Genomic DNA, 15,393 nt, shown 5'->3' on the forward strand with positions numbered 1-15,393 from the left:
ATGCTGCTGAGTATTCACCATATAAGTCTTCCTATTGAAGATCCGTTATTGAAGTTTCTTATCGAAATTATCATCATTTTATGTATTCCGCTTTTGCTAAATAAAATAAAAGTACCGCATCTGCTAGGACTTATTATTGCTGGAGCTATTATCGGTCCAAATGGTTTTGGCGTATTGTCAAGAGATAGCAGCGTAGTGGTCACAGGAACTACAGGTCTTTTGTATATTATGTTTTTAGCCGGTCTGGAAATTGACATGGCCGATTTTAAAAAGAATAAATGGAAGAGCATTATTTTTTCGATTTTCACTTTTGCTGTTCCGTTTATTTTAGGGCTGGTTGGAGGTTATTATGTTTTAGGATTTTCACTCCTTACTTCGATTCTATTTGCTAGTCTTTTTTCGTCACACACCTTAATTGTTTATCCAATGGTCAGTGGTTTAGGGATTGCAAAAAATCTTTCGGTAAATATAACAGTGGGAGGTACCATGATTACAGATGTGCTTTCGCTTTTGGTTCTTGCCGCTATTGTTGGTATGTCTCAGGGAGAAGCAGGAACTGCTTTTTGGGTTAAGCTCTCCGTTTCAATGGTTGTTTTTACTTTAATTGTGTTATTAGTTTTTCCGATAATCGCACGTTGGTTTTTTAAAACTGTCGAAGATAAAATATCTCAATATCTTTTTGTGATTGTTATGATTTATCTTGCCGCACTTCTAGCTGAATTAGCAGGAATTGAATCTATTATTGGTGCATTTTTTGCTGGATTGGCTTTAAACAAACTAATTCCGCATACTTCATCATTAATGAACAGAGTAGAATTTGTGGGAAATGCGATTTTCATTCCTTTCTTTTTAATAAGCGTCGGAATGCTGATTGATTTTAATGCTTTTATACAAAGCTGGGAAACATTATGGGTAGCCACAATTATGCTTATTGCATCCATAGGCGGAAAATACTCTGCAGCCATGCTGACCAAAAAAACATTTAAACTTACCAATGATGAAGGACAGCTTATTTTTGGAATGAGTGCAGCATCAGCAGCGGCGACATTGGCATCTGTTATGGTAGGGTATAACATAATTATTGGAGAAAATGATGCGGGAGAACCTATCAGACTTTTGAATGAACATGTTCTTAACGGCAGTATTCTTCTTATTCTAGTATCCTGTACCATATCTTCGTTTGTTTCGATGGCAAGTGCACAGCGTATAGCACAGGCAGATAAAGATAATACCGTTTCGGGCAAAAGTGAAGAAAAGGAAAATATATTGCTGGCAGTTAATCATGAAGCAACTGTAGATAAGATGGTAAATCTCGGACTAATGGTCAAAACAGCATCCAACAAAGCGCTTTATGCTGTTAATGTAATTAATGAAGATGCTAATGAATCTTCTGTTAAAAATGCCGAAAAAATAATGGATACTGCAGTTAAAGCGGCTGCTGCTGCCGATGTTGAATTGTATCCCATAACCCGTCATGATAATGATACGGCAGGAGGAATAAGTAATGTTATAAAAGAAAAAGAAATTAGTGATCTTATAGTAGGACTAGAGGGAGGGAAAGGTTTTTCGGCTTCGTTTGTCTATAATTTATATAACGGCTATCTGCGAAATAAGAACATAAATTTGATGGTGTATCATGCTGTACAGCCAGCAGCTACTGTTAAAAGATATTTGGTTTTCATACCAGCCGACGCCGAAGTGGATGCAGGATTTTTTCATTCGATGTTGAGAATCTGGAATATAGGGCGTAATTCTGGTGCGAAAATGAGTTTTTATGGGAAAGAAAAAACTTTAAACATTCTAAAAAGAATCGCTAAAAAAGCCTCTATAGAAGCCACATTTGATGTTCTTTTAGATTGGAATAATGCCATGCAGACCGCAATTACTATTGAAGAAAATGAAGGGCTGATTATTATGATGGGAGATAAAGGAATGCATTCGTATTTTTCGCAGATGAGAGATGTACCAGATCTTTTGAATGAGAAATTCAATAATAATAACTATATGTTGATTTATCCTTTTTCTAAAACACTTAAAAACAATACAGAAAAAAGATCAGTAAGTAGCCATGATGATTTTGCTGAAATAGGAAAAGCGATTAGAAATATTTTTAAATGATTAGTGTTTTGTTGTTTTTGTAAATAAGATAATTAGTAAAGAGATACACTGATTTTTTTTAGTACTTAACGAAAGGCATTACTCAATGTTTCATAAAATCAAAACTTCGTTTCAAATTATAATTTGAAACCGAATTTAGAAACTTGGTACAATTTTAAATTGATTGTGGTTATAACTTTGATGTTCTTGAAAGTGTAATCAGTTTTTACTTCTGGAAACCTTTAAAATGAAACTTTCAAAAAACACAATAATGAAAATAAAGATTTAAAGCAATGTAGAATTTTTACAGCAGTGTGGATTATTGATTTTAATAATATTTAAATTTCAAGAAGATGTCTTTACCTGATCAATTATATAATATGAAGTTTGCTGAGTATTTTGAATCAATACGCAAGATGTATTTAATTGATGAAAAATTTAGGGGGATTTGCGACAATTACTGTGATAACGTTGTAAATGGAGAAAACTACAGAAAGAAAAAGGAAAAAAATTTCCTGAAAGAGCAGGAATGTGAAATTTTATCTAAAGAATTAGAGGAAGAAATACTTTTTTATATTGTTCGTAACGGTTAGAATACAAGGTGTTCTGCCGTTTAAATTTGGATGAGAACTTCTCTTTGCTGGCTGTAAAGGGAAGTTTTTTATTTAATTTTAGATATTGATATTTACTCAAAGAATGGATTTTTTACAAGATATACCAGGCCATACTATTGCTTAAAATTTGACTGATGCCGATATTTGTCTAATATTATAATCAGGATAACATGTATATTTGTGCTTTAAGTACAAATTGGCATAAAAAAGAGTAAGAGCAATGAGTGAAAAGTTTAAGGTAGGAAGTTTGTATGCAGGTATTGGTGGAATTTGTATGGGATTTAAAAATTCTGGATTTGACTTACTTTGGGCCAATGAGTTTGATAAAAATGCTTGTGTAACTTACCGAGAAAACTTCAAACATACGCTTATAGAAGGAGATGTTTTGCAATTGGATTTAGATACTATTCCAAAAGTTGACATTTTAACTGGCGGATTTCCCTGCCAGCCGTTTTCTGTAGCTGGTTATAGAAAAGGTTTTGATGATAATAGAGGGAATCATTTTTTTAGAATTTTAGATTTCGCAGATACAATGCGACCTAAAGTAATATTCTTAGAAAATGTAAAAAACCTTGTAAATCACGACAACGGAAAAACAATGAAAGTGATTGAATCTTCCTTAAGAGAAAGAAACTATTCCTTTCAATCACAAGTTTTAAATACCAAAGATTACGGGAACATACCTCACAATAGAGAAAGGATATTTATGGTGGCATTTGATACATTGGAGTATCCTGATGCAGAAAGAACTTTTGAGTTTCCAAAGAAAGAAGAATTGACTCGAACAATTGAAGATGTAATTACAAAAGAAAAAGTAGAAGAGAATTTCTATTATAAGGAAGATAAATACATGTTCAATATGCTGAAAGAGACAATGAAGTCAAAAGATACAGTATATCAATTCAGAAGGCAGTATGTAAGAGAAAATAAATCGAATGTCTGCCCAACTTTAACTGCAAATATGGGAACTGGCGGCCATAATGTTCCTTTAATAAAAACAGATTTTGGATTTAGGAAGCTGACGCCGAGAGAATGTTTAAGATTCCAAGGTTTTCCTGATTCATTTAAAATTCCGGCCAAACTGGCCAATTCCAGTTTGTACAAACAGGCAGGAAACTCTGTAAGTGTTCCAGTAATTGAAGCATTATCTAAAAAAATATTGGAAGTCCTAGAAAATGTCCCAGTATTGACTAATGAAGTGCAATAATTTTTCACTTCAGAATTCTGCTGAAGTTATTATTGTCTGATTTAAGAATTTAATAGCTGTACTAAACCATCAATAGGATGTAGATCGCCGCTTTGAATATAGTAATTGCTGACATCCATTTTAGTATATTGATTTAGCATTGCGTTTTGAGGAAGGACATCATTATTATTGATTGTATTTTTAAGATCTTGGTGGCTGCAATATCCGGCTATATCAAATTCCCAGACCGAATTGAAAATTAATTTTTCTATTTCTTCTTTAGTCATTTCATCAGTATACAAATATTTTCTAGCAGTAAATAGTTTTTTAATATCCGGTTGAATTCTAACCAAAATGAAATAATCGTATTGAATTGTAGAGCCGTTATTTAAGGAAAGATTTGGAATGTATTGTCCTTGATGATTCCAGTCTTTTGTTTCAAGAAGCAATAAATTGGACTGAGCTGCGGCAGATTTAACATTGATTTTTCTACCCTTAATTTCCAAATCTGAATCATCCCAAACACCTTCACCGTAAATTTCGAAATCAGGTTCTTTAGAGTTAAGATTTTTGGCTTTAAAATAATTGTAAAGTAGAACCTCTGCTAATTTTCCTTGAAAAGTATTGCAGAATTTCTCGCTTTTTGTTCTTTGATATTGTCCACCTGTTCTGCAATTTCTATGATGCCCTTTTCCGAAACACATTTCAAATGAAAAATTTATAACTTTTTGAATATCAATTTCTGATATTGGAGAACCTGTAAAGGTTTTTACATTGCTAACATAATAATAATCTTTATGATCAAATACTTTGTGGTTCAGTTTCATAGCTGTATGTTTTATAAAATGATATTTTTACAAGTACTGTAATCATTTTAGTTATGGCTCAGTTTCTGTTAACAAAAGATATGAGCCTTTTCTTCTAAAAGTCTTTTGAAATATAGTTTTCAAATATAATTTTAAACTTATTAAAAATAAGTTTTTTCTTTCTTTTTTTTGAAATAAAAATGAATTGCTATGATTTTTTATTTATGCTCTTATCAACATTTTAACCGTTTATATTGATGGTAATGAAGAGAATTCGTTTTATTAGATGTTGCGAAATCATTATTTGATTTTACAGTTATTTAAAGGTTTATCTCAATGCCGAAAAGTGGAAAATGACCTCAGAAGCAATTATTATAATAAGATTGACCGTTTGTTTTTTAATAAAATGATGCTAATCAGTATAATTAAATAAAAATGGCGGTCTTAATAGAGACCGCCATTTTTTTAGTTTTTTTATTTTATAAAATTAAATTAGATCAAAGCGATCCAGATTCATAACTTTAGTCCATACAGCAATAAAATCATGAATAAATTTCTGCTGTGCATCACTGCTTGCATAAACCTCTGCAATAGCTCTTAGTTCTGAATTAGATCCAAAAACAAGATCAGCACGAGTTCCAATCCATTTAAGCTGACCGGTTTTACGGTCGGTTCCAGAGTAAAGTTCTCGATCTTCAGATAAGGCTTTCCATTGTGTATTCATATCCAGAAGATTTACAAAGAAATCATTTGTAAGCTGCCCAGGACGATCTGTAAATACTCCATTTTTAGAACCATCAGTATTGATTTCTAATGTTCTTAAACCGCCTAAAAGAACAGTCAGCTCAGGAGCTGTTAATGTTAATAAATGCGCTTTATCAATCAAAAGTTCCTCAGTGAAAACAGAAGATTTTGTTCTGCGGTAATTACGGAATCCATCTGTTTTAGGTTCTAAATAACCAGCAGATTCTATGTCAGTTTGTTCTTGTGAAGCGTCCATACGTCCTGGAGAAAATGGGACAGTAATTGGGCTTCCAGCTTTTTCAGCTGCGATCTCGATACCGGTTGAACCAGCAAGAACTATTAAATCAGCAAGAGAAACTTTTTTTCCGTTGTTAGAGTTGTCGAATTCCGTCTTAATTTGTTCAAGTTTAGCTAGTACTTCTTTTAGCTGTGCAGGATTGTTAACTTCCCAGTCTTTTTGCGGTGCAAGTGCGATGCGTGCACCATTAGCACCACCTCTTTTATCAGATCCTCTAAAAGTAGAAGCAGATGCCCAAGCTGTAGCGACCAATTGAGAAACATTCACTCCTGATTCTTTTATTTTCACTTTTAAAGTAGTTATGTCATTAGCATCTACTAATGGATGATCAACACTTGGAATCGGATCCTGCCACAATAATTCTTCTTGAGGAACATCTGGTCCTAAATAACGTGCACGAGGCCCCATATCACGATGTGTTAGTTTGAACCATGCGCGCGCAAAAGCATCAGCGAATTCGTCTGGATTTTCAAGAAAACGGCGTGATATTTTTTCGTAAGCAGGATCTAGTCTTAAAGATAAGTCAGTTGTTAACATTGTAGGCAGGTGCTTTTTTGTAGCATCATAAGCGTCAGGAATAATAGCTTCAGCATTTTTTGCTACCCACTGATGTGCACCAGCTGGACTTTTTGAAAGTTCCCATTCATATTCAAAAAGATTTTCAAAGAAGTTGTTGCTCCATTGAGTAGGGGTTTTAGTCCAAATAACTTCAAGTCCACTTGTGATGGCATCAGGGCCTTTTCCAGAACGATATTTATTATTCCATCCAAAACCTTGCATTTCTAGATCAGCAGCTTCAGGCTCTTTCCCTACATTGTCTGATGATGCAGCACCATGCGTTTTTCCAAAAGTATGTCCACCTGCAATTAATGCTACAGTTTCTTCATCATCCATAGCCATACGGCCAAAAGTATCTCGAATATCTTTTGCGGCTGCGATTGGATCAGGATTTCCGTCTGGTCCCTCAGGATTCACATAAATAAGTCCCATTTGTACTGCTGCCAAAGGTTTTTCCAAATTTCTTGAATGTACACTTCCATCGGCATCATCATCAGATGATACTACTCCATGATCTTTAGGAACACCTGGCGAACCATTTCCGTAGCGAATATCGCCTCCTAACCATTCTGTTTCAGATCCCCAATAAACTGCTTCGTCTGGTTCCCAAACATCTTCACGCCCTCCAGCAAAACCAAATGTTTTAAATCCCATAGATTCTAAAGCAACATTTCCAGTCAGTATCATTAAGTCGGCCCACGAGATTTTTTTGCCATATTTTTGTTTGATAGGCCAAAGGAGTCTGCGTGCTTTATCAAGGCTAACATTATCAGGCCAGCTGTTTAGCGGTGCAAAACGCTGTTGCCCAGCACCAGCTCCTCCACGTCCATCTTGTACGCGATAAGTTCCAGCACTATGCCATGCCATACGAATAAACAATCCTCCATAATGTCCAAAATCTGCAGGCCACCAATCTTGTGAATCGGTCATAAGGGCATGAAGATCTTTTTTTACGGCTTCAAGATCAAGACTGTTGAAAGCTTCAATATAATTAAAATCTTCTCCCATTGGATCTGATTTTGGAGAATGCTGTCTCAAAATACTTACTTTTAACTGGTTCGGCCACCAATCTCGGTTTTTGGTTCCTCCACCTGGAGTATTATTCAATTGGCCATTGTGAAAAGGGCATTTGCTGATGTCATTTGTGTTATCCATAAGCTGAAATTTTTTAAAGTTTTTTGTTTTTTTTAATTCTGATCTCTCAAAGTTACAGATAAATAAAAAGCAAGATTTAGCAATTAGATATTAAATCGATGTAGTGTTATAGATTTAATCTATTTTAAAAGAGGTTTTGTAATGAATGTATCTATTGCAGTGTATGTTGCTTTATGAAAATAGAATAGGCAGAAAAATACTTTTTCTGCCTATTTTTTAATTTAATTTTAAACTCTAATGTTTGAAATTTTGATGAGGTGTTATTATAGGTTGTTTTACTTAAAATGCCATTATATGAGTCAATTAATATAAATTAGACTTTTTAAATTACTGTCAATCATCATTTGTTTTTTCTAAAAAGTTGATGAGTTTTTTTGAATTGCTTTTAATTGCTTTTTAAAATCTCATCAATAATGATTTTTTGAACTTCCTCTGATTTTTCAATCAAAACAGAATGGCCGGCATCCTTAAACAAAAATATTTTTTTCTTAGGTGCTTTTAGTTTTTCGAAATATTCTTTGGCAATAGTAAAGTTGGTTTGGAGATCTTTTTCGCCAATAAAGAAATATACGGGACATTTCGCAGAAGGAAGATCTTTAAAAAGATTCTGTTTAATAGCTTTATTCCATGTTGGCATCCAAGTGTCTGACCAGGATTTAAGATATTCTTTTACTACAGTTGTATCTTTATCAGCAAAGGGCTGTCCATCATAATTAAACATCCATTTTCGGGAATAAAATATTTGCTCGTAGTTTTCAAAAGGAATCTTTACTGTTTTTAATTCTTTTTCGGCTCTATTGTTATGTTTTTCTTTCGCGTCAGCTTTGAGTTTATCCAGCAGTATTTGCTCACTTTTTGTCTGGTCAATTACAGGACTGAACGCCAGATAAGCATTTAATAAATCGGGATGCGTTTTAGTCATATAAAATCCCAATACGGTTCCCCAAGATTCGCCTGCGAGATATATTTTTTGTTTATTAAATTTTTTTAAAAGAAGTTTTACCAATTCATAAGTATCCTTTTCCATTAGTTCTAACGTAATTGGCTCCGAAGACTTATTAAGAGCTAGTGTTCTTCCTGCATCTCTTTGATCCCACTGAACCACTAAAAAATGATTCTCAAGTTTATTTGTGAATTTTTCCGCTTGATTCATTCGTGAACTGCCAGGCCCGCCATGCAAAAATAAAATTAGGGGAGAAGTCTGATTTCCTTTATAAGAGATGACTTGTTTTATTTTGCCTATCGATAAAGTATCATAATGAGTTTGAGTCTGTGCAAATGATTTATTCGAAAGTAAAGCAATAAAAAGTACTACAAAATGTATTTTTTTCATCTGTTTAATTGGTTTTAAATTTAGAAATGAGCTTTATTACTTGAAATATTCTTCTTTAATGCATTGATTCGTATTTGTTTGTAGGCAAAAATAAAAGTTTTTTGTAAAGTTGAATTTATTATTTGTAATAAATTTCTATGTTTTTAAACTGCCAATTAATGATGGAAAATGACGGGTCGAGTAATAAAATTAAAAAATAGTATTGTTTCGTATATCCATAACAAAACAATACTTCCAAATAGAATAAATAATAAAAAGGCTAAAATAAAGCTTAAAATCAATACTTTATAAATAGAGTAGAACAAAGTGTCTAAAAAACAAAACTTCCGAAGTTAGACCTATTCTTTCTCTTTACACATTACTTTTACATACTACTTTGAAGTATTATCAAAGCATGCAAAAACAAACAAGCCCAAGCATGCTGTGGAATTTTCAATAATAAATCGAACCTTCTTAATTTATTTTTTATTCTTCTTTATTAAGCTGGGTATTCATTTGGATATTCAAATCAAAGTAAATCTGAATTAGTTTAAAGTATCTTAAATTCATTTTAAACTATAAATCTGCAAAAAACAGCTAAACTCAAGCATCTTATTTACATTTAGAATAAAGCAAAATACCGCATAAGTTGCGGTATTTCAGTGTTTTTCGAGCTTTTAATCGATTCAGATAAAAAAGTTGCAGTTTATTCTAAACGTATAACACCTATTACAATCGCAATCGCACGAATCTGTGATTTATGCAGTTCAAATGGATCATAGTTCAAGTTGTCACTTACAATTAATATATGTTCTTCTGAAGATCCTTTTTTTATTCTTTTAATTAAGGCCCCTTGAATAGTATCTAAAACATAAACTTTGTTCCATTGAAAAAACATATCGGCAAGAGAAAGGTTTTTACATGCCACAATATCTCCGCTATTATATTTTGGATACATACTTGACCCTTTTACTTGTATAAGATAATCAGCCCCTTTAAAAGTCGGAATCAAAAATCGTTCGCAGTCCAATTCAAGTACAGTTGCTTCTCCGGCACTATAGCCAGCCATTGCCTCAATTGGAATTAAAGGAATACCAATTGACTGAATTATTTCATTCTTGCGAAGCTCGTCACTAACTTCATTTCCTGATTTTCTTTTAATCATCATTCCCTCACCTTTTATTAGCCACTCTAGACAAATTTCTGGAAAAACATGTACAGTATTCTGTATCGGCTTAATCCCCACATTGGTTCTCTCTTTCAAAATCTCGTTCATCATAGAAGTACTTATGCCTACTTTTTTAGCAAAATCAGATGCAGAGTCTACTTTTTTTGCTAGAAGAAAATGGTTGTAAACCTCTATAAACCTTAGTGTTATCTCTTTCATTATAAAATTATTTACAGAATATTGTATTTTTTGCTTTTTTATTTACAGAATACTGTATACATTTGCTTCATCATAAAAAACAAATAGAGCAATGAACAAAGAAACTAAAAAAAATAAAAGGTTCACATACAACCAGCAAATAATTAAAGCAATAGTCGAAAAACATGGTTTTACCTCTTTTTTTATCCGCCAGTGTTTGTCAGGAAATCGCAACAGTATTTCGGCAGATACGATAAAAAAAGATTACAAAATTCTGGAAAAGAAAATCAAGGAAACTATTGAACAATTCTACAAGAAATAAATTAGAAACAGACACTAAAAATTAAAACCAGTATTAATATAACAATCAAAAAATCATGCCATACCTCTGGATAAATAATAAAGTTGCAGTTGAATTGGACGAACTTGTTCCAAAGTATTGGAATTGTCTGAAAACCTTGCAATCAGAGCTTAATCGATACAAACAGAAGCCCTTTGGCATAAAACGCCTTCAATTAGGAGGAAACGGCCGAAAATTATTGATAGACTTTGATTCCCTAAAAATAGCCATACAAGATGAATTAGGAGATCCTAGAAGAATTGATAATCCACTAGAACCTTTTTTTGAATTTGATCCCCAAGCGGTTAGGTATTATACCAAATTTAAAAGAGCTGGAAATGCATTAGAAGCAGAGGAGCAGGAAAGATACATTATAAATGCAAGTGTAATGAGCGCAGCAATTAAACTGGAAGAAGCCCGCTTTCAAGAAAGAATAAAACTGAGAGGATCAATTCGCGGTATGCTGGCAATTTTGGTTAAAGATGTTGAACAATTCAATATCACATTAAAAATAAAACATGAGGTGAGCCATAATCTGCCGGCAAGTGAAAAACAGTTTAAAAAACTTTTAAAGGACTGTAAAAAAGATCTTTATTATCCAATAATTAAAGATCCAAATGGAGGAAAAACGAACAATGCACGAAAAGTAGACGATAAAACAGAGGTAATTTTTAATGGTTTATTTAAAAATCAGCTGCACAAACCTACGCCTTCAGAAGTTGCTCGACATTATGATGCTTTTTTAAACGGATATGCAGAAATTTTTAATGAAGAGACGGGAGAATTACTCAATCCAAAAGATTATAAAGCACTTTCGAACACTACCATAATTAATTACATCAATAAATGGGAAAATAGAATTGCTACACATTTATCCAGAAGCGGTGACAGGCAAAAATATATGAAAGAGTACACGACTCCGCATCAGATGGATATGCCAGTTTATTCGGGTTCTATTATATCTATTGACGATCGAAATCCTCCATTTTGGTACGAAAAAGGAAAAAGAGTATGGTTTTATATTGGTTGTGATATTGCCTCCCAATGTTTTACAACGGTTGTTTATGGTAAAACCAAAGAAGGAATCATAACCGATTTTTACCGCCAGATGGTTCGAAATCATACCGAGTGGAAATTGCCTCTGCCACATGAGTTAGAATGTGAAAGTTCTTTGAATAGTAATTTTAGAAATACGCTCCTGCGTCCTGGAGCCATGTTTCAAAGTACAAGAATTATTGCCAATAAAGCTAGTGGTAAATATATTGAAAGAATGTTTGGCAAAATTAGATATGATATTGAGAAAGAATCCTACGGCTGGATCAGCAGGCCTCATGCGAAGAAAGAGTCCAATCAGGCTGGTCCTGGTGAAAACAAAATTATTCCATACAATCAGCTTGTTAACGATCGTATGATTGAGATTGAACAATGGAATAATATGCCTCATCCGACAGAGCGATCAATAAGCCGATTTGATTATTTCTTGAAGAAACAGCATCCAGATTTAAAACCTACGAACTGGGAAGCAATTTTACCCATAATAGGATACAAAACAGAGACATCATGCAGACTTGGATATGTAACACTTCAGGGCAGAAAAAGAGCCATTGCTAATGAGGGCAGTATCTTAACAGGAGAGGCGCTAATAAATATTCTCAAGATAATTGAAAGTAAAGAAGTTGTAGTGTATTGGCTCGATGGAAACGACGGACAAGTGATAAAAGCTCTAGTGTATTTTAATGAAAGATTGATTTGCGAAATCGTAGAGATGCCAAGATACAATAGAGCCAGTATTGAAAGAACAAAAGCAGATCACGAAGCCAGAGTTTTACAAAGTTCTTATGTAGCATCGGTTGAGTCATTTGCAAGACAGCAGCGATCAAAATTTGAAAATATCAACATTACAGACAAGAGAGCTAAAACAGTCAATTCCAATTTTAAGTTTTCGAACCTTAAACGGTTTGAAGCAAAAGAAGAACACTTTCCTGAAATTTTTGAAGACCAAGATGAAGATGCTCTAATGCTAACGCAGACAACAGCAATACCAAGCTGGAAAAGAAATTTTATTCAATAAATAATTAAAAATGAACCTAACAAACGAATTCAGACAAAAAGTACGACTTGCACTTATTGAAGCTCGTCAAAATTATGGTGGTTCAGATTCAGATTTTTCTAAGTCAAAAGGAATTAAGCCTTCCATTTATTCTCGATTAAAAAATGGAGAAATGGAACGAATCTTATCCGATACAACTTGGATTTCTTTAGGTCGGGAACTACAGGTTAATGTTTTTGAAGACAATTGGAGAGTAGCCAGAACAGCTGTCTATTCGGAAATTGAGGATAATTTAAATTTTTGTGCCGCTTTAAGCAAATCAATGGTTTTGGTTGACGACTGCGGAATCGGGAAAACGTTCTGCACGAAACACATCATCAAAAAAATGAAAAATACTTTTTATATAGACTGCTCACAGGCTAAAAGTAAACAGCAATTTATCCGACTGTTATCCAAAACCCTTGGCATAGACAATCAGGGTAGATATAGTGATGTTAAGGCCAATTTAAAATATTACATAACCACGCTCGAGAAACCATTAATTATTCTGGATGAAGCTGGAGACTTAGAATACAATGCTTTTCTAGAATTAAAAGAATTATGGAATGGAACAGATGGCGCTTGCGGATGGTATATGATTGGCGCCGATGGATTGAGGGTTAAAATCCAAAAAGGAATTAGCAATAAAAAAGTTGGTTTCGCCGAAATATTCAGTCGGTTTTCAGATGAATATGTAAAACTGGTGCCTAATGGAAAATTAGACCGTACAATTTTTTACAGCCAATTAATCAGCGATGTAGCTAATGCAAATTTAGAAGACCGAACGAAAACTAAGATGCTCGTTAATCAATGCATCAAAAAAGAAACAACACTTAGATATCTAGAAACACTCATCAAAATAGGAATATAATGGCAAGAGCAATATCTCCCAAAACATTGTTTGAAAAAAAGTTCGACGAGTTCGACTTTGACGGAATCTGGGGCGATGCATTTGGCAAACCAGAAAAAGGAGGTGTGTGGATCATTTACGGAGCAGAAAAAAATGGCAAAACACTCTTTGCTCTAAAACTGGCCGAGTTCTTAACGCAATATGAAAATGTCTGGTACATCTCTGCAGAAGAAGGAACAGGAAAAGAGTTTCAGGCCAATGCACAACGCGCAAAAATAGATCCATCATCCAGAAAAATTAAGTTTTCAGATTACACCGAAATAGAATTAGTGAAAGAAAGATTGTCTAAACGCCAGGCACCAAAAATAGTGTTCTTTGATAATATGACCATTTACAATGATGAATTAAAAAATGGAGCTTTTAGACGATTTACTTCTGATTTTCAAAATACTACGATGATATTTCTTGCTCATGAGGAAAAAAAAGAACCTTATACAGCAACAGCCAAATTGGCCAAAAAACTAGCCAAAATATACATCAGAATTGAAGGACTGACCGCTTTTGTTGCCGGAAGATGTCCTGGAGGAATAATCGCTATAAACGAAAAAACTGCGCTTTTGTATCATGGAAGCGCTATTAAAAAATAAAAAATAATCTCTTTAAATTAAAAAAATATGACAGCAGCCGAAATTATGAATCGCTTAGACATTTTATACAATGTCCTTTTTTATTGTTCAGAAAAACATGCCACTTTTAGCAGATTTCAACGCATTTGCATCAACCAGGAACGAGGAGCTTTGTACAGCAAATTTTCTTTTTTGCTCAATGAAATATCCGAAAATGAAGTTAGAGACTATCAATGTCCGCCAGAAATTGAAGCAAAAATTCAATTCACGCTTCAAAAAATAAAAGACACCAACTGGCTTGCTTTTGATCAATCTCAGTTATTATAAAAACACTAAACAGTATTCTATATGGAAAGTACAGCAATTGACATTACACAATTTTCACCAGCACAATTAAAAGCCGCTTTAGCACAAATAGAAGCAAAACAGAATCAAGATCGCGAAGTATACAAACAGCTTGTTGCAGAAACAATACCAAAAGCCTTGTTTAGATTGTGTACGGCGTCTGAAGTTTTAAGTAATGCTAAAACAGAAACCTTTAAATTTTTTGAAGATGTACTCGATTTAAAAAACAAGGTATACGGATTAAAAGAAAAACAAATGTCACATACTTTTTCGACCGACAGAGAAGAAATAACAATCGGATACAGAATTAATGACGGCTGGGACGACAGCGCTACCGCGGGAATAGAAAAAGTGCAAAACTATATTGCATCACTTTCAACAAATGAAGAAACTGCAGCATTGGTTAAAATCGTTTTCAATTTACTGAAAAAAGATAGTAAAGGAAATTTAAAAAGCAACCGCATTCTTGAACTTCAAAAACTGACTAAAGAGTTTAATAATGCTGATTTTTCAGATGGTGTCGATATTATATCGAAAGCATTTAAACCTACTCGTTCAAGCTGGTTTATAGAAGCAAGTTTAATTGATGATAACGGAAAAAAGACCAACATTCCGCTGAGCATGTCATCTGTTGGATTTTCAGGATCTTATTCTTTTAATTTTTTTAACAAAAATAAGATCAATGAATAACACGCTATTTATACTAATACTGCTTCTGATTGTCACCAATCTAAAATCGACGCTAACGTACTTAGAATGGCTGAAATTTAAACTTAAAACAATGTACAAACACAGAAAAAATGAGCATAACAATACTGCCAATAACAGATCACGAAATGTATGAAATAAACGGGCATTTAATCTATAAAGATGATCTTAATAACTGGATTTGCAAATCGGTTTTGAGTGAAAAAGAATATTTTGCCTTTAATCTTTATATGCTAATCGTAATAGAAAACCCAAGATTCAAAAAACACATAAAATCAACTTACCTAAATTAAATAATC

General features: G+C 33.4%; 13 protein-coding genes. 9 read left to right on the plus strand and 4 right to left on the minus strand.

What is annotated here, in order from left to right:
- From P2W65_RS11040 to dcm, 3 genes are all read left to right on the plus strand, one after another.
- On the plus strand, positions 1-2,118 hold the full coding sequence (locus P2W65_RS11040) for a cation:proton antiporter (RefSeq protein ID WP_289665542.1): 2,118 nt from the start codon (positions 1-3) through the stop codon (positions 2,116-2,118).
- A gap of 332 nt (positions 2,119-2,450) precedes the next feature.
- Positions 2,451-2,690, plus strand: a complete 240-nt coding sequence (locus P2W65_RS11045) for a hypothetical protein (RefSeq protein ID WP_289665543.1) — start codon at positions 2,451-2,453, stop codon at positions 2,688-2,690.
- Positions 2,691-2,931: 241 nt separating this feature from the next.
- A complete protein-coding gene (dcm, locus tag P2W65_RS11050) occupies positions 2,932-3,918 on the plus strand; it encodes a DNA (cytosine-5-)-methyltransferase (RefSeq protein ID WP_289665544.1) in 987 nt (328 codons plus the stop codon).
- Positions 3,919-3,959: 41 nt separating this feature from the next.
- Here the strand turns inward: dcm and P2W65_RS11055 are convergent, their stop codons facing one another.
- The 4 genes from P2W65_RS11055 to P2W65_RS11070 all read right to left on the minus strand — a co-directional run bounded on the left by P2W65_RS11055 (position 3,960) and on the right by P2W65_RS11070 (position 10,157).
- Positions 3,960-4,724: a hypothetical protein gene (locus tag P2W65_RS11055; RefSeq protein ID WP_289665545.1), complete on the minus strand. Its 765-nt coding sequence runs from the start codon at positions 4,722-4,724 to the stop codon at positions 3,960-3,962.
- 466 nt (positions 4,725-5,190) lie between these two features.
- Complete coding sequence (gene katG / locus P2W65_RS11060) at positions 5,191-7,458, minus strand: catalase/peroxidase HPI (RefSeq protein ID WP_289665546.1); 2,268 nt, start codon at positions 7,456-7,458, stop codon at positions 5,191-5,193.
- Between the two features lie 385 nt (positions 7,459-7,843).
- On the minus strand, positions 7,844-8,791 hold the full coding sequence (locus P2W65_RS11065; RefSeq protein ID WP_289665547.1) for an alpha/beta fold hydrolase: 948 nt from the start codon (positions 8,789-8,791) through the stop codon (positions 7,844-7,846).
- A gap of 685 nt (positions 8,792-9,476) precedes the next feature.
- On the minus strand, positions 9,477-10,157 hold the full coding sequence (locus P2W65_RS11070; protein WP_289665548.1) for a S24 family peptidase: 681 nt from the start codon (positions 10,155-10,157) through the stop codon (positions 9,477-9,479).
- 356 nt (positions 10,158-10,513) lie between these two features.
- Between P2W65_RS11070 and P2W65_RS11075 the strand changes: the two genes are divergently transcribed.
- The 6 genes from P2W65_RS11075 to P2W65_RS11100 all read left to right on the plus strand — a co-directional run bounded on the left by P2W65_RS11075 (position 10,514) and on the right by P2W65_RS11100 (position 15,387).
- Positions 10,514-12,547, plus strand: coding sequence for a hypothetical protein (locus tag P2W65_RS11075; protein WP_289665549.1), 2,034 nt, complete (start codon positions 10,514-10,516; stop codon positions 12,545-12,547).
- A 10-nt stretch (positions 12,548-12,557) separates the two neighbouring features.
- Positions 12,558-13,436 (plus strand): AAA family ATPase, encoded by an 879-nt coding sequence (locus P2W65_RS11080; protein WP_289665550.1) that lies wholly within the window; start codon positions 12,558-12,560, stop codon positions 13,434-13,436.
- The gene (locus tag P2W65_RS11085) at positions 13,436-14,062 is read left to right on the plus strand and encodes an AAA family ATPase (protein ID WP_289665551.1); all 627 of its coding nucleotides are present in this window, start codon (positions 13,436-13,438) and stop codon (positions 14,060-14,062) included. The genes P2W65_RS11080 and P2W65_RS11085 overlap by 1 nt, the downstream gene beginning before the upstream one ends.
- 27 nt (positions 14,063-14,089) lie before the next feature.
- A complete protein-coding gene (locus P2W65_RS11090) occupies positions 14,090-14,368 on the plus strand; it encodes a hypothetical protein (protein ID WP_289665553.1) in 279 nt (92 codons plus the stop codon).
- A 21-nt stretch (positions 14,369-14,389) separates the two neighbouring features.
- Positions 14,390-15,076, plus strand: coding sequence for a DUF3164 family protein (locus tag P2W65_RS11095; RefSeq protein WP_289665554.1), 687 nt, complete (start codon positions 14,390-14,392; stop codon positions 15,074-15,076).
- A gap of 110 nt (positions 15,077-15,186) precedes the next feature.
- The gene (locus tag P2W65_RS11100) at positions 15,187-15,387 is read left to right on the plus strand and encodes a hypothetical protein (protein WP_289665555.1); all 201 of its coding nucleotides are present in this window, start codon (positions 15,187-15,189) and stop codon (positions 15,385-15,387) included.
- Positions 15,388-15,393 lie beyond the last annotated feature (6 nt).

This window comes from Flavobacterium panacagri (assembly GCF_030378165.1).
In the GTDB taxonomy this organism is placed as follows: domain Bacteria; phylum Bacteroidota; class Bacteroidia; order Flavobacteriales; family Flavobacteriaceae; genus Flavobacterium; species Flavobacterium panacagri.